The following is a 22,539-nucleotide window of genomic DNA, read 5'->3' as shown; positions in this document are numbered from 1 at the left end:
TCTTATGGAGAAATCAGGCCTGCGGGCGGGCGTGTCCGCCCAGGGCACGTTCCTCGTCCCCGGCTTCCTTGAGCTTTCCGCGGATTTCCTTGGGCAGCGAGAAGATGATGTCTTCCTGCGCGGTGGTGACCTCGGAAACGTCGGTGAAGCCGTACTCTGCCAGCAGCGCCACGACTTCGCGGACCAGCACCTCTGGCACCGAGGCACCGGAGGTCACGCCGACGGTGGAGACGCCCTCGAACCAGGCCTCGTCCACTTCGTTGGCGAAGTCCACGCGGTAGGAAGCCTTTGCCCCGTGGTCCAGTGCCACCTCGACCAGGCGCACCGAGTTCGAGGAGTTCGCCGAACCGACCACGATCACCAGATCCGACTGCGGCGCAATGTTCTTGATCGCGGCCTGGCGGTTGGTGGTTGCGTAGCAGATGTCATCGCTGGGTGGATCCTGCAGGTTCGGGAAGCGCTCGCGCAGCCGGCGCACGGTTTCCATGGTCTCGTCCACGCTCAGGGTGGTCTGCGAGAGCCAGATCAGCTTGTCCGGGTTCTTCACCTGGACGGTGTCGGCTTCCTCGGGGTTGTTCACGATGGTGGTGACCTCCGGGGCTTCGCCGTAGGTGCCCTCGACCTCTTCATGGCCTTCGTGGCCGATCAGCAGGATCTCGTAGTCGTTCTTGGCGAAGCGCACGGCTTCGCGGTGCACCTTGGTGACCAGCGGGCAGGTGGCATCGATGGTCTGCAGGTTGCGGTCCGCCGCGGACTGCACCACGGCCGGGGAGACGCCGTGGGCGGAGAAGACCACCAGGGCGCCCTCGGGCACTTCCTCGTTCTCCTCGACGAAAATCGCGCCGCGGGATTCCAGCTCGGAGACCACGTGCAGGTTGTGCACGATCTGCTTGCGCACGTACACCGGCGGGCCGTAGTGCTCCAGCGCCTTTTCAACGGCAACCACTGCCCGGTCCACGCCTGCGCAGTAGCCGCGAGGAGCGGCCAGCAGGACCTTGCGCTCGGTGACCGTTGGGGAGGCAGCTGCAATCTCGGCCGGGGTGCGGCGCACCCGCGGGATCCGAGGCATTGACAGCGAGACCGTAGTGGAAGTGGAAGTAGCCATACCTCTAGTCTACGAAGTGCATGCAAGTTAGCCCATGCTCATATGATGCGCGCCACCCTCCGGGGACTGTGAGATCTGCCTCCGAAGGGTGCATGCCGGTTCAGCAGGGCAGCGAACTGGGCAGCAGCACCGGGGTGCGCACCACCGCGCCGGTGCCATCGGACCCGCGGTAGGCCCGGCACACGCCCACCGAGCGGGCGCCGAGGTTCGCCTTGATCTGGCGCAGCGCATCGGGCGAGAAGCCATACCACTGCATGTGCATCAGCACGGTGTCCCCGGGCACCGCGGCCGAGGCCCGCGAGATGGTGATCGACTTGGATTTCACGTCCCAGTCGCGGGTGTCGCGGGACCAGGTCCAGATGGCCATCCCGCGGCTGTCGTAGCCGCAACGCACCGAAGCGTCGATGGCTCCGAAAGGCGGGCGCCCGAAATTCGTGTGCACTCCGGAGCCGCCCAGTTGCGCACCGGCCTGCTGGCAGGACAGCGGGCGCAGATCCGGGTGGCTGATCGAATGGTTGATCACCCATTGGCCCTTGGCCCGGGCCAGCGCGGCCAGGTCCACGCCGTAGCGCGACTTGAACGAGCCGAGGCAATCGCCGGTGGGAGCGATCACCAGGCCGATGTTGCTGCTGGCGGCGTAATCCATCACCGAGGTGAAGGCGCTCAGCGTGCGCGGGCAGTCATCGAAGGTGAGCACCACCCTCGATGTCCGGTTGGGACCGGTGGACTGCGGTGCGGAGGGCGGCTTCGGATAGGTGGTCACGTAGCTGCCGCTGACCCAGCCGGTGTACCCTCCGTAACTGGCCTTGTACCATCCGTTGGAGGCGCGGGCGTAGGCGGGCACCGTCTTCCCTTTCGGGATGCTCAGCAGGACCCGGTAGCTGGTGGATGTGCCGGTGCGCAGATTCAGGTCATCGAGCGTGCGCACCGAAGCGGCGACCACGTAGTAGCCGCTGACGTACCCGGTGTACCCGTTGTAGCTGACCTTGTACCAGCCGTTGGAGGCACGCCCGGATACCGGAACCGAGGTCCCCGTGGGTATCTGCACCAGGATCCGGTAACTGGTCGAGGCGCCGGTGCGCATATTCAGATCCGCCGTGGTGCGCACCCGGACCGGCAAGTCGATGGATATGGCACTGGCAACGTGCACCGTTGCGGCCGGCACTGCCGCAGCCGCCAGCGCGGGCATCGAGGCCGCGGCGGAGAGCGGAATGGAACCGGCCAGCAAGCTGAGCGCTGCCACCCAAGTCCACCCCGAACGCGCAATATTCTTATTCCCCAATGCCCCACGCATGGCCCTGCATCCTTCTCGAGTGCTTCCCCAATGCTCAATAGTGTCCACCCGCACATTGCCCCTCGCAATGCCCGCAGGCAGGCTTGTCCCAATCGTTGGAAAACCCCGTTTCCCCGGGTCTTGCGGGGCCAATCGGGTATGAAAATCGCCCATTGCGATACCTGCGCTCCACCTGCCGCGGCCTAGCCCCAGCCCCCGGGGATCCGGCCAGCCGTCGGTGCCATGCGGTAGTCTCACAGATGCACCAGAGATTCGACTTTCCAAGGAGCGGCACCGATGGATCCCCAAGCCCCCGCCAGTTTGCCGGCGACCGCCGGGCAGACCACCGCGGACAATCCTTGGCCGCTGCGGCTGCTCTCGGAGAAGCTGAAAATCCATATCGAGAACTCTCCGGTGGTTTGGGTTGAAGGCCAGTTGCTGGAAGCCAATGTGCGCAACGGCCACGCCTACCTCACCCTGCGCGATGTCGATGCGGACTTCTCTTTCTCGGTGACCATTTGGGCCTCGACGATGCGCAAGCTGGATGCCACCCCGCAGGTGGGCTCCCGCGTGGTGGCCCAGGTGAAACCGAGCTTCTACGCCAAGACCGGCCGGCTTTCCTTGAATGCCACGGACCTGCGCCCAGTTGGCTTGGGCGAGCTGCTGGTGCGCCTGGAACGATTGCGCCAGGCGCTGGGAGCAGAAGGCCTCTTCTCCCCTGAGCACAAGCGCCCGCTGCCGGTTCTTCCCCACCGCATCGGCCTGATTACCGGGCGTGATTCGGATGCGGAGAAGGACGTGCTGCGCAATGCCAGCCTGCGCTGGCCATCGGTGCAGTTCAAGGTCATCAATACCGCCGTGCAGGGAATGGATGCCGCCAACCAGGTCATCGCAGCCCTGCAGCAGCTGGATGTGGACCCGGACATCGATGTCATCGTCATCGCCCGTGGCGGCGGGGCCCTGGAAGACCTCTTGCCCTTCTCCAATGAGGATCTGGTGCGTGCGGTCTTCGCCGCCCAGACGCCGGTGGTTTCGGCCATCGGCCACGAAGCGGACCGCCCGATCCTGGACGATGTGGCCGATCTTCGCGCGTCGACCCCCACCGATGCAGCCAAGCGCATTGTCCCGGATCTGCAAGAAGAATTCGCCGGCTTGGAAATCGCCCGCAATCGCTTGGACCGTTCCATCAACAATCTTCTCCAGCGCGAAGCCCAGCTGCTGGCCTCGGTGCGCGAACGCCCGGTGCTGGCCAACCCGCAGGTGATGGTCACCTCCCGTGCCGAAGACCTGGAGCGCTGGAAGCAGCGCTCGACGGATCTGCTGCGCCACCGCGTGATGCGCGCCAACGACGAGATCAACCATCTGAAGAACCAGATGCGTGCCCTGTCCCCGCAGCAGACCCTGGACCGCGGTTATTCGGTCACCCAGCTGGAGGACGGAAGCATCGTGCGCGAGGCAGCCCAGGCGCCAGCAGACAGCAAGGTGCTCATCCGGGTGGCTTCCGGGCAGCTGGTTGCACGAACCCTTGAATCCCTCCCTGCCGGCGACAACGCAAGTTAATCACCACGAATACCAATTTGGAGTAATCATGACTGCACAAATCCCTGAAGACATTGCCAAGCTTTCCTACGAGCAGGCTCGCGAAGAACTGCTGACCGTGGTCAACCAGCTCGAGACCGGCGGAGTTGCGCTGGAAGCCTCGCTGGCATTGTGGGAGCGTGGCGAAGCACTGGCAGCCCACTGCGAGAACTGGCTCAACGGTGTCTCTCAGCGTCTGGAGCAGGCTCGCGCCAAGCACCAGCAGGCCGCCGGCGAATAGCCTGTCCTCACCCGGACCTACTTCGCGGCCGCCAGCCGGGCCTTCTCCTGCTCCACATCGAAGGTGGCAACGGGCCAGTCCGGAGCGACACGCTCCAGGGTAGCCAGCAGCAGCTCAGCGACGCACAAGCGGGCCTTCCACTTCTGGTCAGCGGGAACGATATGCCATGGTGCGCCCTGGTTATCGGTGCGGTTAATCGCCACCTCGTAGGCGGACTGGAAGTCATCCCACAGCAGGCGATCATCGACATCGCCCGGCGAATACTTCCAATGCTTGTCGGCACGTTCCAGGCGTGCCGAGAGGCGCTCGAATTGTTCTTCTCGGCTGATATGCAGCATCACCTTGATCGGGTGGATGCCCTGCTCGATCAGCTGCTTCTCGAAGTCGACTATTTTCCCGTAGCGGGACTCGACCGCATCCGGGGTGGCGAAGCCCTTCACTTTGGCCACCAGAACGTCTTCATAGTGGGAACGGTCAAAGACTCCCACTAGTCCCCCGGCGGGCAATTGCCTGGTGATGCGCCAGAGGAAGTCATGGGCTGCTTCTTCCTCGGTTGGCGCCTTGAAGGCATGGTGCTTGACGCCCTGCGGATCCAGCATGCCAAGGACGTGGCGAACAGTCCCTCCCTTGCCGGACGTATCCATTCCCTGCAAAATGAGCAGGACTGCTGGGCCTTGTCCGCCAGCTACCGAGGCGGCGAAGAGCCTCTCTTGCAGATCCGAGAGCAGTTCAGCCAGCTGCACCATGCGCTTCTCGGCGGCCTTCTTATCCTGCGGGGCGTCCCCGGGCCACCAATCAGCATCCTTGGTTGCGCGCTCTGAAAGCTTCACGCCCGGTTCTGCACGTAGCGCTTCTAACAGGTTGGCAGGATAGGCGCTCATCATTAAGTCCTCACGCGTGTGTCGAAGTGATGCGATTCGTTGTTGCCAGCCTACTGCCACTGCAGGCGCCGTGAGAAGCGGTATTCGTCAACGGCGAAGCACCCATCACGGCTCGATGCACAGGATCGCTAAGCCTCGCGAAAGCGCCGGCAACGGGCCGATACGCCAAATCCTCAGGACACCAAATTCTCCGGTCGCAGTCGCTGGCAGGCGATACCCCTGAAGTTCCCGGGACCGCATTCCCCGGTGGCCGCGTTAACGCACAACCGGCCCAGAATCACGTGGGTGATTCTGGGCCGGTTCCGCATCCGGGCAGCCTATGCGCGAGCGCGCCAGTCCTCCAGGAACTGTCCGATGCGTCCAACCGCATCAGTCAGGTCGCGCACGTTGGGCAAGGTGACCAAACGGAAGTGGTCCGGACGGATCCAGTTGAAGGCAGTGCCCTGGGAGATCAGGATCTTCTGCGCCTTGAGCAGCTCAAGGGCGAAGGTCTCATCGTTGTGGATCGGGTAGACCTCGGGATCCAGCTTCGGGAACATGTAGAGCGCGCCCTTGGCCTTCTGGACGCTCACGCCAGGAATCGCGCTGAGCAGGTTGTAGGCCGCATCGCGCTGTTCAAGCAGCCGTCCGCCAGGCAGGATCAAGTCATTGATCGACTGGTACCCGCCCAAGGCGGTCTGGATTGCGTGCTGCGCCGGCACATTGGCGCACAGGCGCATGTTGGTCAGCAGGTTGATGCCCTCGATGTAGTCGCCGGCCTGGTGCTTGGGACCGGAAATGGCCATCCACCCAGCACGGAAGCCGCACACGCGGTAGGCCTTGGACAGGCCGGAGAAGGTCAGTATCAGCACGTCATCTGCCAACGAAGCGGTGTTGATATGCACGGCGTCTTCGTAGAGGATCTTTTCGTAGATCTCGTCCGAGAACACAATCAGGTTGTGCTTGCGCGCCAGCTCGAGGATTCCCTCCAGGGTTTCCTTGGGGTACACCGCACCGGTCGGGTTATTGGGGTTGATGATCACGATGCCCTTGGTGCGATCAGTGATCTTCGCTTCCATGTCCTGAAGATCTGGAAGCCAGCCTTCTTCCTCGGTATTCATGTAATGCACCGGGGTGCCGCCGGCCAGCGAAACCGAAGCGGTCCACAGCGGGTAGTCAGGGGCGGGAATCAGGATCTCGTCGCCGTTATTCAGCAGCGCATTCAACGAGAGAGTGATCAGCTCGGAGACACCGTTGCCCAGGTAGACGTCATCCACGCCAATGGTCTGGATGCCACGGGTCTGGTAGTACTGCGAGACGGCGGTACGTGCCGAGAGAATGCCGCGGGAGTCGGAGTATCCTTGGGCGTTAGGCAGGTTGCGAATCATGTCAACGAGCACCGCGTCGGGCGCCTCGAAGCCGAACGGCGCGGGATTGCCGATGTTCAGCTTCAGGATGCGGTGTCCTTCGGACTCCATGCGCGTGGCGTGCTCAAGCAGCGGGCCGCGGATGTCGTAGAGGACGTTGTGCAGTTTCGTTGATTGTTTGAATTCTGCCATGGTTACACTTTCTCACGTCAGGTGCGATCGACACACCTTGTTACTCGACCGCTATGGTCAGCGGTCGAAATCCTGGGAGAGCTGGCTGGGGCCTACTCTTCGATGATCCATTCCCAACGGGTGGCCGCTTGCTCTGGGCTCAGTCCGTCGGCCTGGCTGACCATCCGGTTCAGGTCCACGAGGGACTGCTGCGAGAATTCGCCGGTGACCTTGTCCAGTTCTGCCCGGGCCTTGTCATCCACGTCGCCGTTGGCCAGCACCATGTACTGCTCGGCGTTGAAGAAGGCGGCGCTTCCCGGAATACTGTAGAAGCCTTCATCTGACATGACGGCATCTCCCGACCCGAGCGCCACTGCGCTGTCCACCGAGGCACGCAGCTTGCTGGCCAGTTTCGCCGGCTCCTCAGCCACGACCTTCGGCTTCCCGCAGCCAGCGTCCTCCAATGATGCCTTCAAGGATGCGGCGTTGGCTTCATCGCTAATGATCGTCAGATCTGTGCAAGCCGCAATCAGGGTTTCCACCGAATCGACCTTGTGCAAGGTTGCCTGGGCCTGGCTCATGACCAAGACCTTTCCCGCATCAGCTGGGCTGAGTTCCAAGGCAGAGAGCTCCCCCTCAGCGTCATTGATGGCGCTGCGCAGGTTCTTGGATTCCTCGACGCTCAGCAATTGATCTTCACCAGTGATGGCCGCCGGGTCAGCAACCAGGGGCAGCGCCTTGGCCGCTTGGTCCACCGCCAAATCGGCTTTTCCGTCGACCACCTGCTGGTAAGGATCAGCACTGGGCTTGTTCAACGACACCTTATAGCCTTCGGCTTTCAGCGCATTGGCATAGACATGGACCAAGGCCTGGTCTGCAGGTTGAGAACCGGCAGCAATCTGCAAGGTGATGGCCTTGCTTGGCTCGGCCGTCGGCGTTGCCTCTTCGGTGCAAGCAGACAGGGTTAGCAGCAGGGTTGCGCTGAGTGCGCCAACGGTGATGGTATTTCGCAAGTTCATGTCCCTATTGATTCTAGGGCAGGCCAGCGGCGATCCGTCGCTACTTGCCGGGTGCGGTCAGTCGCAAGATGCTCTCAACGCGTTCAATGCAGTTCAGCTTGGCAATCTCCTCGCGGGTAAACCAGGCGGCCTGGCTGGTAGAACCGTTGACTTCGTGGCGCAGTTCTCCACCGGTCAGTTTGGCCCGATAGGTGACCGCCACCGTTTGCATGGCATGGCCTTCGCCCGAGTAGCGCTTGGAACCGGGAATAACTCCCGTGCTGACATCCAGGAGCCCCAGCTCGCCCACCGCGTAGCCGGTCTCTTCATAGACTTCACGGCGCGCGCCTTCTTCGATAGGCTCCCCCAAGTCGATGCCGCCGCCGGGAAGGGACCAGCGCGGGGTGAAGCGTGGATCGCGATGACGCATATCCCAGAGCGTAAGCAGTACCTTTCCTTCGTGTTCCACCAAGCAATAGGCCGCCAGCCTGGTATCAAAGGATTCACCGGTGTGCTCAGAACGACGTGTCATATCCCCAATATATCCGTTTGTTCACCGATTATTTACTCGTACGCGGACGGCATACACTGATTTTTCTGCCAAAGATCCCACTGATATCTCGCGAATATGATGAAATATTCTTATGGCCCAGCAATCAGAGCTTTCATCAAACGTCGATCTGGACGAAATCGATCGAATCATCATCGACGAATTGGTCGCTAATGCACGTATCTCCAATGCGACCCTCGCACAGCGTGCGGGCATCGCTCCATCCACCGCACTGTTGCGCACCCGTTCGCTGGTCGAGCGCGGCATCCTCACCGGCTACCACGCCGAGGTATCGCTGGGCGCTGTAGGCCGTACCGTGCAGGCACTGATCTCGGTCAAGCTGCGCGCCCACGACCGCGAGAAGATTGACGCTTTCGTGGCACGCATCCCGCAGCTGCCCGAGGTGCTGTCCATGTTCCATGTTTCCGGCGGCACCGATTACCTGCTGCATATCGCGGTCGGTTCCACCGATGCACTGCGTGACTGGGTGCTGGACAACCTCGCCACCGACGAGTCGGTGGGCCATACCGAAACCACCTTGGTCTTCGCGCACCACCGCGGCAACCGCGGCCCGCTGCCATTCGACGACATGATCAGCTAGCAGCGCTTAAGCGACTTGTGGCCCGGACCTCGCGAGGTCCGGGCCACAAGTCTTTGTGCTTGGAATGCTTATGCGCGGCGGCGCTGCATGACCGCGTCCAGGTTCAGGCGAGGCTTGGTACCCGCGGCAGCCACGGGTGCGGCTTCCGGTGCGGGGGATGGCGCTGCAACGGTTTCCTTGGCAGCTGGTGCGCTCTCGGTACGCTTGGCAACTACCGAAGCGACCGCTGCGCGCTCTTCGGCCGAAACTTCGATGGCCAGGCGCTTTGCATCTTCCGATGCCTTCAGGCTGATCTGTTTGCTCGGACGCAGCGGTTCTTCCACCGGCAGTGCTGCCTTGTGGGTCCGCTTGGCACCCTGTTCAGCTGCCAGCTCCGCGGTCTTGGCGATGCGCTCGCTGGCTTCCACGTAAGTTGGCTTGGGCACGTGCGTTGGTTCCCAAGTACCTGGCTGCTTTACACCGCCATAGCCGTGGGCCACTCGCAGCGCTTCGGCGCGCAGCTCTTCAGCGGTAATCGCTGGAGCGCGGCGGGACGAACCCGGGCGAGCGTCGAAGACCTCGTCATCATCATGCTTGCGCGAGATGACCTGGTTAGCCGCGTCGTCAAAAGCGGGAGTCCGCAGCGCCTGCTGCCGGGTGGCTTCGAGGTGCTCGAGCAGCTTGCGGTTGCGGTCGCGGACAGCCAGCCCGCGCAGGGTGGCGAAGGATGCTACAGCAATCAGCGCGAACAGGCCTACGGTGCCGAAGGTCAGAGCAGTGAAAGGAGCCAGAATGAGACCGAAGACGGTCGCGAGGACTGCCAAGGCACCGACGAGCGCGACGGACAACCGGCCATAGCGCACACGAATCTTGAGTTTGGTCGCAGCACTTTCCTGCGAAGCGCTCTGTGACGTGCCAGCCATGTGGGTCCTCCATCACCGATTGAGTCGGTCAAATCCTCGTGGAACTAAATATGGTTCCTTCGAATCAACACTATGCAACCTTGGGTGCGCGCTCATGCACATCCCTTGGCGTGTCTGCATGTTTTCAATGCAGTTCTCTCATATCAGAGCTCGATTGAACGAAATAGCACGAAATCCGCCTCAGTATTCGTAGATGCGTTCGAGCAGCGTCGTTTCCACCTCTTCACGGGTCAACGCAAAGGTGCGGTGATCCCGCCACTGCCCATCGATGTGCAGATAGCCTTTGCGCAGCCCTTCATCGCGGAACCCGAGCTTGTCCACCACCCGCAGGCTGGCCGAATTCTCCGGACGGATGTTGATTTCCAGGCGGTGCAGCTGCAGTTGCTCGAAGCAATGGTCTATGACCAAGGCGCAGGCTTCGGGCATCAGGCCGAAGCCGGCATGGTTGCGATCCAGCCAGTAGCCGATGGACGCTGTACGCGCGGCACCATATTGCACCGACGCCACGGAAACCTGCCCGATTAATGGCGGGCGCCCCTTGTGCAGCTGGGGAAGAGCCAAGGCCCAGGTGAATCCGCTGCCGTCAACTGCTGATTCATCCTTGGCCCTGAGCATCTCGCGAAAAGTCATGGCTTCTGGCGGGCCCAAGGGACTGGTGGGATCCCATGGCTTGAGCCATTTGGAATTGGCGTAGCGCAGATTGATCCACTCGGCTTCGTCACTGGCAGTCAGTTGGCGCAACAACAGCCGTTCCGAGGCCAGATCCGGAACCAGGCGCTTTGCTCGACGAGAGAAGAACATGTGCACATCGTATTACTTCGTCATGCTTGCAGCTGGCAACAGCGCTAACAGGCAGCGTTTCGTTTCTTGCACGTAAGCTGTAGGCATGAATCCCACCGCTGATCTGAATTCTGGCGCCGGCAAGAAGGCCGCGCGTGCCGCTGTGCGCACTTGGCGCAGGGCACTTGATCCGAGCAAGCGTGAGCAATTCGGCCTGGATCTGGCTCACACGGTGATTGGCTATCTGAGCCAGAGCACCGGAGTCGTCCAGAAGGTCGCGGCCTATTGCTCGGGTCCGGATGAACCGTCCACCGAGGCGCTCTTGGATGCTTTGGCCAAGGAAGGCATTGAAGTCTACCTGCCGGTGTGCGAACCGGAGTACGCGCTCTCGTGGGTTGAGTACTCCCCCGGCATGGAATTCCAGCCAAGTACCTTGGCCCCGGTGATGGAGCCGGTGGGCAAGCGGATGGGCACAGAGCTCTTTGACGAGATCAATACGCTGATCATGCCTGCGCTGTCCATCGATTCGAACGGGCTGCGTTTAGGCCAAGGCGGTGGCTACTACGATCGCTTCCTGCCCTTGATCGACGATGCGCCGGTCCGTGTGGCGGCCGTGATTTATGAGCACGAGTATGTTCCGGCCGGTTCCTTCCAGATCGATGAGCATGACCAACCCGTGGACTTGGTGTTCACTCCGCAGCAGGTGCATCAAATCATCTGATTTACCCACAGCTCGCGGGCAGCTCGCAGTGGGCCGCTGGACCTGAAGGTTGCATGGGGTTATGAGCTTCTTCTCCAGACCGCATGCTGCCTCCCGGCCCCCGGTGATTCCCAAGCCGAAGATCCGTCCCGTGCGCAACCGCAATGAGTTGTTGCGCCGCTACCGGAAGCCTTTGGCCATCGCCTGCGCGCTGCTAGCCTTGGCGGGCGTGCTCAATGTGTTTTCCTCCGGGCAATTAGCGCAGCGCGAGGTCGTGGTGGCGCTGAGCGACATTCCTGCCGGGTCCCGCATATCCGCCAACCAGCTGACGGTGCAAACGGTGCGGCTTGCCCCGGAAGATGCCGAAGTCTTTGAAAGCATCGATGCCATCTCGGGGCAACGGGCAGCCGTGGCACTGACTGCCGGAACGGTGCTGCGCAACTATTCCTTGGTGGGGCCGCAACTTTTGACCGGTTCGCCGGAAGGCACCGTGGCCGTTCCCTTGCGCTTGAGCGATCCTGCCACCGTGACGCTGCTCCATCCAGGGCAACTGGTGGATATCGTATTGACCACCGGAGATGGCTTTGAAAAGGACATCAGCTCGCAGACCATCGCCAAGGCGGTGCCCGTGCTCTGGGTTCCGGATAATGCCAGCAGCTCCGAATTCGGCATGCTCAGCGGCGCGGCTCCGACCGGTGAAGGAATTGTGGTGGTCGCGGCGGCCAGCAGCCTCTCGGATGATCTGGCCGGGGCAGTATCGCGCGGCAAGGTTTCAGCCGTCTTGGTGAATTAGGAAATCAGCCCCAGTGCGGCGGCTTCTCGCGCTTCATCATTTCAGCCAGGTCTTCCTTGGCGTCGCCCCAGTTTCTCGGGTCCTGGTCTTTGGCCAGCAACTCGGACAGCGGATCGGCGGCCGGCTGTTTGGCGCGGGACGCCGTCGCCGCAGCAGAAGTCTCGGCGGGCTGGTGGCCGGCTAACGCCCGGTTCACGGAGTCTGAATGCGGCACTGGCGCGTAGCTGCCGGTGAGTTCAACGCGAGCAGTCAGATGCTGTGGGGGTGCGACAACGCGCGGCCGCTTGCGGCGGCCGCGCGTTGGTTCTTGCTCAGAAGTCATTACTTCTTTGGCTCCGGATCCTCGTTCTTGCTGGTAGCCGGGACAGGGGCTGGAGTCAGTGGCTTATCCGCGCTGTCCTTTGCAGGAGCTTGGGCAGCTTCAGCTTTGGCACCGCTTTCAGCAGCTGGCGCTTCCTGCTTGGTCTCGGCCTTTGGTTCCAGTCGTGCCTTGGCCGACTTGAGCAGATTGGACTTTTCCTTCGGCGTTTCCGCCTCGGTGGTGACTTCACGGGCCGACACCGGCCGAGCGGCGGCCACACCGGTACGGGTCGAAGCCTGGGCTGGGGCCGCAGGCTTTTTCAATCCCAGTGCATGGGCCAGGCGATCGGTGACAGCACCCGGATCGGTGAAGACGTCAATGGTCCACAGCGGAACATAGCGCCAGCCGTGCTTCTCGAAGAATTCCGGGCGCAGTCGGCTGCGTTCACGCACGGTCAGTCCGGCATAGTGCTCGGTGCCGTCGTAGACCACAGCCAATGGGCGGATGCCGCTGTGCGCAGAGTCGTAGGCGTGAGCCGACAGGTCCAGCACACCGCGGTAGTCCTCGGAAACGATGGCACCGCTTTCGCGCAGGCGGCGGGCCAGATCGGAGACCAATGGATCGAAGCGCGGATTGCGCATCGAGCTGACTCCGGAATCCCCTGCCTGCACGCGTCCGAACAGTTCGAAGAACTGGCGGGCACCACGGTAGACGCGGTTCAGGTCCACGTCTTCGGGCAACAGGCTGGACACCAAGGTCATGCGGGTCCGCGATCGGGTCATGGCGGCGACGAACAGCTGTTCGCCGCCCTCGCGGGACAGTGCACCGAATTCGTGCAGGGTCTTGCCGTGCGGAGTACGTCCGTAGCCCCAGGCGAAGATGACCGAGTCCCGGCGCAGGCCGATCAGTCGGTCCATGGTGGTCACCACGAATGGTTCGCGCTTGGAGCGCAGGTGCTCCATCGCGTACTTGTGGTTTGGCAGCTGGACACGGATCGCTTCGGCGATGGCCGAGGCATGGCTGCGGTTCGAGGCAATGACTGCCAGCGATTCGCCCCCGTGGTTCTTGAAGTGGGCGAAGACCAGATCCACCACGCGCGCCACTTCTGCTGCGGTGGTCTGCACACCGTCTTCGCTGCTGGACAGCGAGCCGGTGGCATCTGGCACGTATTCGCCGCGCAGCAGCGAGGAGTCGCCGGTGAGGTTCACCGCCATTGGCAGGCGCGAGAGCGCCGAATCGTAGTAGGTGGCGGACAGCTGTTCCACCAGGCCTTCGTCAATGCCGCGGTACACGGTGGACAGCGAACCGGTCACCAGGACCTTGTTCAGGGCTTCCAGCGCGGAACGGTCCACGCTCTGCTCGCGAACTCGTGCGGTCGGGTCTACGGAGACCTCGAAGCGCTTCGGACCGCCCAGCATTTCATCGCCAATGGCAATGACCTGGCCGGAGCGGCGGATCGCATCCAGGACTTCACGCAGGGTGAGGTAGTTGGCTTCCAGCAGGATGACCGCATCGAACTTCGTGTCCTCCGGCAGGGCGCTGCCCAGCAGCAACGGAGCCGAGACGATGACCGGGGTCAGCGAATTGGCCAGCGGTGCTCCAAGATCCAGCAGCCCGGCAATGCTCGGGGTTCCGCCCTTGAGCATCTCGCGCAGCGCGCGGGAACCGGCTCGGTGGTCAGCCAGCGCTGCCTTCCAGTTGCGAGTCAGCGCCCAGCGGATGCGCTGCGGGCCGGCAGCGATGTGCGCGCCGTCAGCCAGACGGTAGTCAGCCTCGATCTTCTCCAGCTTGGAGCCGTCATTCATGGCCAGGAAGTCGTCACCGGAGATCATGGCATCCAGCACGGACTGCCACCAGGCAAGCTCCAATTCGCTGTCTACCTGGTCGGCGTCGATCTCGCGTTCGGCGAAGTCATCAAGCAGGTCGCCCAGCCCGGCTTCGGCCAGCTGCTCGGAGATCAACGTGCGCTCGGGCAGCTCGCCCAGGTCCTCGCGGCGCTCGACCAGCGCTGCAATCACCGAGAGCAGCTCCTTGATGGGCATTTCGCGCAGGCGCGAGCCCAGGGAAGACGGCAGCATTTCGGCCAGCTTGTCGATGCGGGCACCGGCGTCGTGGTATCCGGCTTCAACATCCAGCAGGCCGCCCGGGACCTGCGGGTTGCGCTGGCTGGTGGCAATGGCTCGCCAGGCATCGCGCTGGACCGCCACCGCCTGCAAAGCGGACTGCAGGTCAGCTACGTGCATGCCCGGGCGGACGTATTCCTTGGCAATCTTGCGCAGCCGGGAACGGACAATGGAGCCCATCTCCACGCCGTGCTCGCGGCGCCATGCGCTGGTTGCGGTAGCGGCGATCAAATCATCGATGTCGCCCTCGAAGATGTCGGCCTCGAACTTGTCCAGCGATCCGCGGACGGCGACCAGCAACTGCAGCTGGTCTCCCCACTTGTCGTAGCTTTCTTCCAGGCGGATCTGCGAACGCTCGGCGATCTGCAGCATGTGCTCATGCAGGATGGGCAGGTCGCGGCCCAGCCCGCTGGCCAGGTTCAAGGCCTTTTCGGTGGCTTCGGTGTTGCGCAGCGGTGCACCATGCCATGGGCTGGTGGTGTGCATCTTGGAGAAAGCGCCAAGCTGTGCTGCGCGCTTGAGCTGCGCGGCAACATGTCCGCGCTGGCCCATGGAGTCCAGCACCGAACGCTTCAGGCGCACGGTGGTGGATGGCGCTGGTTCCAGTGCGGAGAGCCGTGCCAGTTCCTGCATTGCCTGGTATGGCGAGCAACCCCAACGGCTGCGCACCGAGTGCAGCGACTTCACATGCTCGTGCAGTGCGTGGCGGGATTCGCGCAGGCGCTTGAACATGGAGCCCAGCTGCGGCTCGGCAGCGCGTTCGTTGCGCAGAATTGCCTTGGTCATCATCGCGCGCAGCGCTTCTGGATCCTCGTTGGGTTCCAGCAGCATGCTGCCTGCATCCAGGTGCTCGTTGAAGCGGGTCACGAATTCTTCGGCGGCAGAACGCTGTTCCGCAACCACCAGTACGCGCTTGCCCTGGGCGGCCAGCAGCGCGGCTGCGTTCAGCGCGGTCTGTGTAGCACCGGTACCGGCAGCGGCGTTGATGGCCACCGATTCGCCGGCAGCGATGTAGTCAAGCATCTTGGACTGGGACTCGTCCGCGTCCAGCAAGAACAGTTCATCTTCAGGATCACGGTCATCAGAAGACTTGGCAATGGTGGTGGTTCCGGTGTGGACCTTGCGGGCAGAAGATTCTTCGGAGGCAAGGCTCTGCTTACGCGAGCGCGCGGTTTCCTTGAGAATGTTCTTCACGCGGCTCAGGCGGGAGCCGGCAGCTTCATGGCCCTTGGCATCGGCGGCCTGCGCTTCAGGCTGCTCTTCGTCCTGCTTCTTTTCAGCGGCAGACTCGTCCTTGGCTTCTTCAGGCTTTGAGCCCTCGGTTTTGGAAGCGCCCGGCTTGGAAGCGACCAGGTTGGCCAGCGCTTCGGAGGTCTTGCTGCTTTGGCTGTTCCCAGCCTGCTTTTCCGCGGAGTCGTGACGAATTAGCGCCTCGATGACCGGGTGGGACCCATTGAGCTTGGCCGGGTCAGCTGGGTCCATCAGCTCGGAGAAGGTGGAGAGCAGCAGGCGGTGGCCTACCACTACGCCGGGAACCTCGGACATCTGGTGGCGCAGGGCATCCATTCCGCGGACCGGGTCGAAACGGGCGATGGAGTACGCTTCGGCGTCCACCGCGGCGACGTCTACCTTGGCGTTGTGGTCGGCTTCGAATTGGCGCACGAAGGCCGGGGATACGGTGGCGCGGCCGACCAGCTGCAGGTCGTAGTCGTCAGCATCAACGTGCTTGGTCAAGGTGATGCGGCCGAGCATGATGGGAGCCGAGACAGGCTCGCTCTTGCCATCGTGGACCGCACGCCAGTTGGCGACACCGGCGGCCAGGTAGCCGACGTCGATGCCGCGTTCTTCCCACAGTTCATTAATCTTGGCCGAGAGCGCACGGGCGGTGCGGCGCGCGGTAGCGTACTGGTCCGCATCGTGCAGCAGCGTGGACAGGCGGGTACGCCGTCCGGCAAGGAACTGGGCCAATCCCGATGGATTGGCATGGGTTATGTCGATGCTATTGGAGGTCGACGGAGCAAATCGCAGGGTGGTATCCGCCCCGGCACTCTGTCCCAGGGATTTCACCCAGGCAGCTACACGCTCGGCGGCAGCATTCTGTCCACTAGTCACGACAGTCATTCCCTTCACTGAACCGACCACATTCGGGCGCACCACAGGTGCAGATACGCCTCTTTCTAACGTAGTGCACGCACCGTGCAGAACCGGTGCGCGAAACACGTTTTAACTGCGGGAAGCGGAACCGGCGTACCGGATCCGCTTCCCATTCACCCGCCAAAGCGCAGTGAATTAGCAGTCTTGGGGATTTACTCCCACTCGATGGTTCCAGGTGGCTTGGACGTAACGTCCAGCACCACGCGGTTCACCCCATCTACCTCGTTGGTGATGCGGTTGGAGATCTTCGAGAGCAGATCGTATGGCAGGTGCGACCAGTCGGCGGTCATGGCATCCTCGGAGGAAACCGGACGCAGCACGATTGGGTGGCCGTAGGTGCGGTGATCGCCCTGTACGCCTACCGAGCGTACGTCAGCGAGCAGCACTACTGGCATCTGCCAAACTTCGTCATCCAGTCCTGCAGCAGTCAGCTCGGCGCGAGCGATCGCGTCAGCCTTGCGCAGGATGGACAGGCGCTCTTCGTTGACGGCACCGATGATGCGGATACCCAGGCCTGGGCCAGGGAATGGCTGGCGGCCAACGATTTCCTCTGGCAAGCCGAGCTCGCGGCCCACTGCACGGACCTCGTCCTTGAACAGGGTGCGCAGTGGTTCAACCAGCTCGAAGTCCAGGTCCTCTGGCAAGCCGCCCACGTTGTGGTGGCTCTTGATGTTCGAGGTGCCTTCGCCACCGCCGGATTCGACGATGTCCGGGTACAAGGTGCCCTGGACCAGGAACTTCACTGGCTCGCCCTCGGAAGCGGCCTCGGCGATGATCGCCGCTTCTGCCGCTTCGAAGGCGCGAATGAATTCGCGGCCAATGATCTTGCGCTTGGTCTCCGGGTCGGTGACACCGTCCAAAGCAGTCAGGAAGCGCTCGCGCTCGTCGGCAATGTACAGCTTGGCGCCGGTGGAAGCTACGAAGTCCTTCTCAACCTGCTCGGCTTCGCCTTCGCGCAGCAGGCCGTGGTTGACGAACACGCAGGTGAGCTGGTCGCCAATGGCGCGCTGCACCAGGGCAGCTGCAACAGCGGAGTCCACGCCGCCGGACAGGCCGCAGATGGCCTTGCCGGTGCCGACCTGGGCGCGGATGCGCTCGATCTGCTCGTCAGCGATGTTGTCAGCGGTCCAGTCGCCCTTCAGGCCAGCACCGTTGTACAGGAAGTTCTCCAGGACATCCTGGCCGAACTCGCAGTGCTTCACCTCTGGGTGCCACTGCACGCCGTACAGGCGCTTTGCTTCATTTGCGAAAGCGGCAACCGGAGCACCAGCGGTGGTGGCCAGCACTTCGAAGCCTTCTGGGGCCTTGGAGACGGAGTCGCCGTGGCTCATCCAGACGGTAGGGGCCTGAGCGGCGCCTGCCAGGATGGAGCGGGCATCGCCCTCAAAGTTGGTTGCGGTGCGGCCGTACTCGCGCAGGCCGGTTTCGGCCACGGTACCGCCCAAGGCGTTAGCCATGGCCTGGAAGCCGTAGCAGATGCCCAAGACCGGCACGCCGGCTTCAAACAGGTCAGCCCCGACGGAAGGGGCGCCATCGGCGTAAACGCTGGAAGGACCACCGGAGAGGATGATCGCTGCAGGGTTCTTGGCCAGGATGGCTTCGGTGGACAGGGTGTGCGGAACGATCTCCGAGTACACACGGGCCTCGCGTACGCGGCGAGCGATAAGCTGCGCGTATTGGGCCCCGTAGTCGACGACCAGAACCGGCTTATGTTCTGGATTGAGGGGAGCAGTAGTCACCGTTACAGTCTACGCGGTTCACTGCGCGCGAAACAGCCAAGGTGATGTCATCAGCGTCACCTAGTGGATTTTTGGCAAAGGCAAAGGGCAGATCTGTTCATTTTCGATGAACGGATCTGCCCTTTGGCAATGAATGCGGCCACGTGTCAGTAGCGCTTGGCGGCCTTTGGATGCGCGGCCAGCTCGCGGTCTACTTCTGCGTGCACCTTGGCTTCGGTCCAGAAGGAAAGGAACGGAACGACGCCGCCGAGCGCGATCGTAATGAAGCGCATGAATGGCCAGCGCATCAAGGTCCACAGGCGGAAGTCGGCAAAGAGGTACACCACGTATAGCCAGCCGTGGGCGATCAGGATGCCCAGCGAGAGGTTCAGTCCCCCGGCCACCTCGGCGCGGTTGTACATGCCGACGGCGTTGGAGGTGCCATCTACCAAAGTGCCACCCACGAAGAGTTCCAGGGACCAGAAGTACTTGAAAATCATTTCCAGCACGAGCAGCAGCAGCATCACGCCGGTGATGTAGGCGAAGACCTTGTAGAAGGTTGCGGCTGCACGGATCTGCTTAGGGGTGCCGCCGAATTTCCGGGGCTTCGGTGCCGGGGTGGTGCTGGACATCGTTAGTGATTCCTTCCGATTTCGGTAAGAAGTGCGGTGTGCGTGAAATGCTATTCGTTGCTGTTTCCAGCTTGGGTGGCGTTGCCGCCCTTAATATGTGTTTCGGCAGCGAGCTCAGCAATCTCGTCAAGATCCCGCTGGTAATCATCGCGCACCATGCGGTACCAGAGGAAGATGGCGAACCCTGCGAAGAGGACCCATTCCAAGCCGTAGAAAACGTTCAGCCAGTTGATCTGCGCTTCCTGGGGCTGCGGACCGACGTCGACAATTTCCAGGCCCGGCTGCGCTACGGCCTCGCCCTTGGCAGTGGTGATTTCGTGGGCCGTGACGAATCCTTCAAAGAGGACCGAATCCCAGATGTTCGCCAGCTGTGCCGAGGCGAGAGTCGGCAGCGTTGCGCTGCGCAGGTCTTCGCGGAATTCCGGGCCTTCGCTAGGCAGCAGGCGCCCGGTGATCTCCAGTTCGCCTTCAGGTGCCGGAGCTGGCTTGGTTGCTTCAGGCTGCCAGCCGCGTACCACCGCAATACCGGCGTCCTGGGCCGCGCCCTCGACCTTGAATTGGGTGATGACCCAGACACCGCGCTGATCGCCATTCAGCCGAGGCGCAATCAGCTGATCGGTGCCGGGGACGAATTCGCCCTCCATGGTGACGATCTGGTCTGCCTTGATGCCCAGCAGCTCCTTGCCGACTTCCTGATGCTCGATCAGCGCGACCGGCTTCTCGGTCTTGTCGATCTTGACCGGCGGCTCGGTTTCGGAGGCGCCGAACTGCCATCCGGACAAGAGAACGAATCCGGTGGCGAGAGCTAGCGCGGCAAAGAGGGCGCCGATCCATTTGGGCTTCAGAGCGGTTTTAAGCACACTCTAACGGTACTTCTATTTGGCGTAGAACTCGAAATGCGATGGCGTGAGATTAGCCCTGTTGCCTTATTTTCCGCTGGTGGAACCAACTTGCTTATTCATTCGTTGAGACCAAGCGGTTAAACGACACTGGCCCCACCCTTCGAAAGAAGAGCAGGGCCAGATCAGGATCAGCTAGAAGCGATCGGATTCGTACGGGGACAGCACGACGTCGACGCGCTGGAATTCCTTGAGGGTCGAGTAGCCGGTGGTGGCCATCGAGCGGCGCAGTGCGCCAACCAGGTTCGAGGTGCCGTTGGTCTCGTGCGATGGGCCGTGCAGGACCTTCTCCAGCGAGCCGACAGTGCCGACCTTGGCGCGGTCGCCACGTGGGCTGGCCTCGTGAACTGCTTCCATGCCCCAGTGGTAGCCGGCGCCTGGTGCTTCATCGGCGCGGGCCAGTGCGGTACCGAGCATCACTGCGTCGGCGCCCATGGCGATGGCCTTGACGATGTCGCCGGAGTTCCCCATGCCGCCATCGGCGATGACGTGGACATAGCGTCCGCCGGACTCTTCGATGTAGTCGCGGCGTGCGGCTGCAACGTCGGCAATGGCGGTAGCCATCGGCGCGTGGATGCCCAGGGTGCGGCGGGTGGTGGAGGATGCGCCGCCACCGAAGCCAACGAGCACGCCGGCTGCACCGGTGCGCATCAGGTGCATGGCCGGGGTGTATCCGGCTGCGCCGCCCACGATCACTGGGACATCGAGTTCGTAGATGAACTGCTTGAGGTTCAGCGGTTCGGTGGTCTTCGAGACGTGCTCGGCCGAAACAGTGGTGCCGCGGATGACGAAGATGTCCACGCCGGCAGCAACAACGGTCTTGTAGTGCTCCTGGGTGCGCTGCGGGGTCAGCGAGCCGGCAACGACAACTCCGGAGTCGCGGATCTCGGAGATGCGCGAGGTGATCAGCTCAGGCTGGATGGGAGCCGAGTACAGTTCCTGCAGCTTTGCGGTGGTCTTCGGGTCGTTGCGGGTTGCCGCCTCGGACTTCAGGCCGGCAATTTCAGCCAGCACTGCTTCCGGGTCCTCGTAGCGGGTCCACAGGCCCTCGAGGTTCAGCACGCCCAGGCCGCCGAGCTTGCCCAAGGCGATTGCGGTAGACGGGGAGGTCACCGAATCCATTGGTGCGCCCAGGATAGGGGTGTCGAACTGGAAGGCGTCGATCTGCCAGGACACCGATACGTCCTTCGGATCACGGGTACGGCGATTCGGTACGATCGCTACGTCGTCCAGGGAATATGCCTTAGTTGCCCGCTTGCCGCGGCCGATCTCAATCTCGTTACTCACCTAACTAGGTTATCAAGATTCCCGGATAATCCCGCTTTTGATAGCGCATTGGCTTTAGGCGATGTTTCTGCGCTGGCTCTGGCGCATGGGGCCGCAAGTGGCACACCGGGACAACAACGCCCTGCCATCCGGTGAGTAAGATCACCGGATGGCAGGGCCTATGTTGAGCCAGGTTTACCTGGCTGCCTTGGATGCAAGCTTCTTGGCGGTCGCGGCCAAGGAGGTGGCGGCCTGCTCTTCAGTTTCGGCAATGCGCTCAATCGCGTCAGCCAATACGGCGAAGTGCTCAGCACGCTTGGCGAACTCGGTCTCTGGATCAATCAGGTCCGCGAACGCATCCCACTGGGTGGAGAGCTGCTGGTAAGCATCTACGTGAGCTGCCAGCGCCTCCAAGCCTGGAAGTTCCGCCGCTTCCGAAAGGAACTCCGCGTACAGGCCGCGCAACGCCCCTTCGCCGCTGAAACGCGTGTCGGAGAAGAAACCTGCGAGCTGGTCCAAGCCGTTGGCCAGTGCTTGCTGGCTTGCGAAGATCTGGGACCAACCGGTCTTGGACTCGTTATCGCGCAGTCGCGTGGCCAAGGTGCGCATGCCGGTAATGCCGAAGTTCTTGGCAAAGTGCACTGGAACCCCGGAAAGCTCGCTGGTGCCCAGCAGGCGAGCGGTGGTTTCCCCAATCGCCTCGACAGCATTGGCGGCCAAAGTCTCGGCCTTCGGCGAGCGCGAGGACGGGATCCATGCCTGCCAATGCTTTTCCTTCTTGCGCATCGCACGGGCGATGGCCAGTTCCTTGGGGCTGATGAGGTTCAACGCACCTGAACCGTCATCTACCATCAGGTCCTTCTTGTGCTCGCCAACGACGACGAGATCCAGGGTCTCGGCCTCATCAACCGTGTTGCCGTCAATCCATGGCAGCGCGCTGATTGCCACGCGAACCACCACAGTGCGGCCTGCGTCCAGGGCAGCGTCCATGTATTCGACGGCGCGTTCGGCTGACCCGGTGGTACGTTCGGTCACCGTAGCACCGCAACGGGCCAGCAGGTTCTGGGTATAGGGTTCCGGGTTGTGGCGGGTCACCAGCGTTACTGCAGTCCCTTCGCCGCCTTCATGGGTGAAAGCCATGAAGCCGATACCGCCGGCAAGGCCAGCGAGCAATGCCTGGCTCAGCGGTTCGCCGGTGTGCTTGTTGGTGACGCCAGCTTGGACTAGGACTCGGTGCCAGAGCGCAGCATCGTACTGGATGACATCTTTTGGTGCTGGGTACTCAGGCAGTTCGTCAGCTGGCGAAGCAGCCGGAGCGTTCTTGCCTTTCTGCTCCTGCGCCTTGGCCTTTTCGCGTGCTTCCTTGGCGTAGTCGCGGGCGGCGGCAGCGCGAGCGGCCCGAGGGCTTTCAGGCTTGCCGGCCAAGATGTTCTTGCGCGCGGTGGTGTAGCTCTCCCCCGTGCGCTCCATACGCTGGCGGGTTTGCTTCTTCAGGTTGGCTGGCTGGCCCAAATTGATGCCCTTCGT

The 22,539-nt window shown here is 62.5% G+C and carries 20 protein-coding genes; 5 read left to right on the top strand and 15 right to left on the bottom strand.

The window, feature by feature from the left end:
* Positions 1-13 precede the first annotated feature (13 nt).
* Entirely contained in the window at positions 14-1,105 is a 1,092-nt protein-coding gene (locus EDF61_RS07250; protein WP_105657584.1) for a 4-hydroxy-3-methylbut-2-enyl diphosphate reductase, read from the bottom strand.
* Positions 1,106-1,205: 100 nt separating this feature from the next.
* A complete protein-coding gene (locus tag EDF61_RS07245) occupies positions 1,206-2,399 on the bottom strand; it encodes an SH3 domain-containing protein (RefSeq protein WP_166650720.1) in 1,194 nt (397 codons plus the stop codon).
* A gap of 276 nt (positions 2,400-2,675) precedes the next feature.
* On the opposite strand from EDF61_RS07245, the gene xseA reads away from it, so the two are divergent.
* On the top strand, positions 2,676-3,938 hold the full coding sequence (gene xseA, locus EDF61_RS07240) for an exodeoxyribonuclease VII large subunit (RefSeq protein ID WP_133833658.1): 1,263 nt from the start codon (positions 2,676-2,678) through the stop codon (positions 3,936-3,938).
* A 28-nt stretch (positions 3,939-3,966) separates the two neighbouring features.
* On the top strand, positions 3,967-4,197 hold the full coding sequence (locus EDF61_RS07235) for an exodeoxyribonuclease VII small subunit (RefSeq protein WP_133833657.1): 231 nt from the start codon (positions 3,967-3,969) through the stop codon (positions 4,195-4,197).
* A gap of 17 nt (positions 4,198-4,214) precedes the next feature.
* Here EDF61_RS07235 and EDF61_RS07230 read toward each other — a convergent pair whose 3' ends face one another.
* The 4 genes from EDF61_RS07230 to EDF61_RS07215 form a co-directional block, all read right to left on the bottom strand.
* Complete coding sequence (locus EDF61_RS07230) at positions 4,215-5,078, bottom strand: PPK2 family polyphosphate kinase (RefSeq protein ID WP_105657588.1); 864 nt, start codon at positions 5,076-5,078, stop codon at positions 4,215-4,217.
* A 317-nt stretch (positions 5,079-5,395) separates the two neighbouring features.
* A complete protein-coding gene (locus EDF61_RS07225) occupies positions 5,396-6,616 on the bottom strand; it encodes a pyridoxal phosphate-dependent aminotransferase (RefSeq protein WP_105657589.1) in 1,221 nt (406 codons plus the stop codon).
* A gap of 92 nt (positions 6,617-6,708) precedes the next feature.
* On the bottom strand, positions 6,709-7,614 hold the full coding sequence (locus EDF61_RS07220; RefSeq protein ID WP_105657590.1) for a glycine betaine ABC transporter substrate-binding protein: 906 nt from the start codon (positions 7,612-7,614) through the stop codon (positions 6,709-6,711).
* A gap of 40 nt (positions 7,615-7,654) precedes the next feature.
* Complete coding sequence (locus tag EDF61_RS07215) at positions 7,655-8,125, bottom strand: NUDIX hydrolase (protein WP_105657591.1); 471 nt, start codon at positions 8,123-8,125, stop codon at positions 7,655-7,657.
* Positions 8,126-8,237: 112 nt separating this feature from the next.
* Here EDF61_RS07215 and EDF61_RS07210 point away from each other — a divergent pair, with 112 nt between their 5' ends.
* A complete protein-coding gene (locus EDF61_RS07210) occupies positions 8,238-8,744 on the top strand; it encodes an Lrp/AsnC family transcriptional regulator (RefSeq protein ID WP_105657592.1) in 507 nt (168 codons plus the stop codon).
* A gap of 68 nt (positions 8,745-8,812) precedes the next feature.
* Here the strand turns inward: EDF61_RS07210 and EDF61_RS07205 are convergent, their stop codons facing one another.
* Both EDF61_RS07205 and EDF61_RS07200 read right to left on the bottom strand, forming a co-directional pair.
* Positions 8,813-9,646, bottom strand: coding sequence for a hypothetical protein (locus EDF61_RS07205; RefSeq protein ID WP_133833656.1), 834 nt, complete (start codon positions 9,644-9,646; stop codon positions 8,813-8,815).
* Positions 9,647-9,826: 180 nt separating this feature from the next.
* Entirely contained in the window at positions 9,827-10,447 is a 621-nt protein-coding gene (locus tag EDF61_RS07200) for a GNAT family N-acetyltransferase (RefSeq protein WP_105657594.1), read from the bottom strand.
* 85 nt (positions 10,448-10,532) lie between these two features.
* Between EDF61_RS07200 and EDF61_RS07195 the strand changes: the two genes are divergently transcribed.
* Positions 10,533-11,147, top strand: coding sequence for a 5-formyltetrahydrofolate cyclo-ligase (locus EDF61_RS07195; RefSeq protein WP_133833655.1), 615 nt, complete (start codon positions 10,533-10,535; stop codon positions 11,145-11,147).
* A gap of 61 nt (positions 11,148-11,208) precedes the next feature.
* Positions 11,209-11,919 carry an RcpC/CpaB family pilus assembly protein gene (locus tag EDF61_RS07190; RefSeq protein ID WP_105657596.1) on the top strand — a complete coding sequence of 237 codons (711 nt, stop codon included), beginning with the start codon at positions 11,209-11,211 and terminating at the stop codon, positions 11,917-11,919.
* Positions 11,920-11,923: 4 nt separating this feature from the next.
* Here EDF61_RS07190 and EDF61_RS07185 read toward each other — a convergent pair whose 3' ends face one another.
* The 7 genes from EDF61_RS07185 to EDF61_RS07155 form a co-directional block, all read right to left on the bottom strand.
* Positions 11,924-12,241 (bottom strand): hypothetical protein, encoded by a 318-nt coding sequence (locus EDF61_RS07185; RefSeq protein WP_105657597.1) that lies wholly within the window; start codon positions 12,239-12,241, stop codon positions 11,924-11,926.
* Positions 12,241-16,464, bottom strand: coding sequence for a DUF4011 domain-containing protein (locus EDF61_RS07180; protein WP_286172143.1), 4,224 nt, complete (start codon positions 16,462-16,464; stop codon positions 12,241-12,243). Before EDF61_RS07180 ends, EDF61_RS07185 begins: the two co-directional genes overlap by 1 nt.
* A gap of 185 nt (positions 16,465-16,649) precedes the next feature.
* Positions 16,650-18,236: a glutamine-hydrolyzing GMP synthase gene (gene guaA / locus EDF61_RS07175; protein WP_105657599.1), complete on the bottom strand. Its 1,587-nt coding sequence runs from the start codon at positions 18,234-18,236 to the stop codon at positions 16,650-16,652.
* A gap of 146 nt (positions 18,237-18,382) precedes the next feature.
* On the bottom strand, positions 18,383-18,847 hold the full coding sequence (locus EDF61_RS07170) for a DUF3817 domain-containing protein (protein ID WP_105657600.1): 465 nt from the start codon (positions 18,845-18,847) through the stop codon (positions 18,383-18,385).
* 50 nt (positions 18,848-18,897) lie between these two features.
* Entirely contained in the window at positions 18,898-19,707 is an 810-nt protein-coding gene (locus EDF61_RS07165) for an SURF1 family cytochrome oxidase biogenesis protein (protein WP_133833653.1), read from the bottom strand.
* A 174-nt stretch (positions 19,708-19,881) separates the two neighbouring features.
* Positions 19,882-21,033, bottom strand: a complete 1,152-nt coding sequence (locus tag EDF61_RS07160; protein WP_133833652.1) for a GuaB3 family IMP dehydrogenase-related protein — start codon at positions 21,031-21,033, stop codon at positions 19,882-19,884.
* Positions 21,034-21,207: 174 nt separating this feature from the next.
* A complete protein-coding gene (locus EDF61_RS07155; RefSeq protein ID WP_133833651.1) occupies positions 21,208-22,524 on the bottom strand; it encodes a BtrH N-terminal domain-containing protein in 1,317 nt (438 codons plus the stop codon).
* Between the last annotated feature and the right edge of the window lie 15 nt (positions 22,525-22,539).

It is taken from the genome of Arthrobacter sp. JUb115, assembly GCF_004365035.1.
Classification (GTDB): Bacteria; Actinomycetota; Actinomycetes; order Actinomycetales; family Micrococcaceae; genus Glutamicibacter.
Note: the sequence above shows the minus strand (reverse complement) of the source record. Positions and strands in the feature narration are given on the sequence as shown.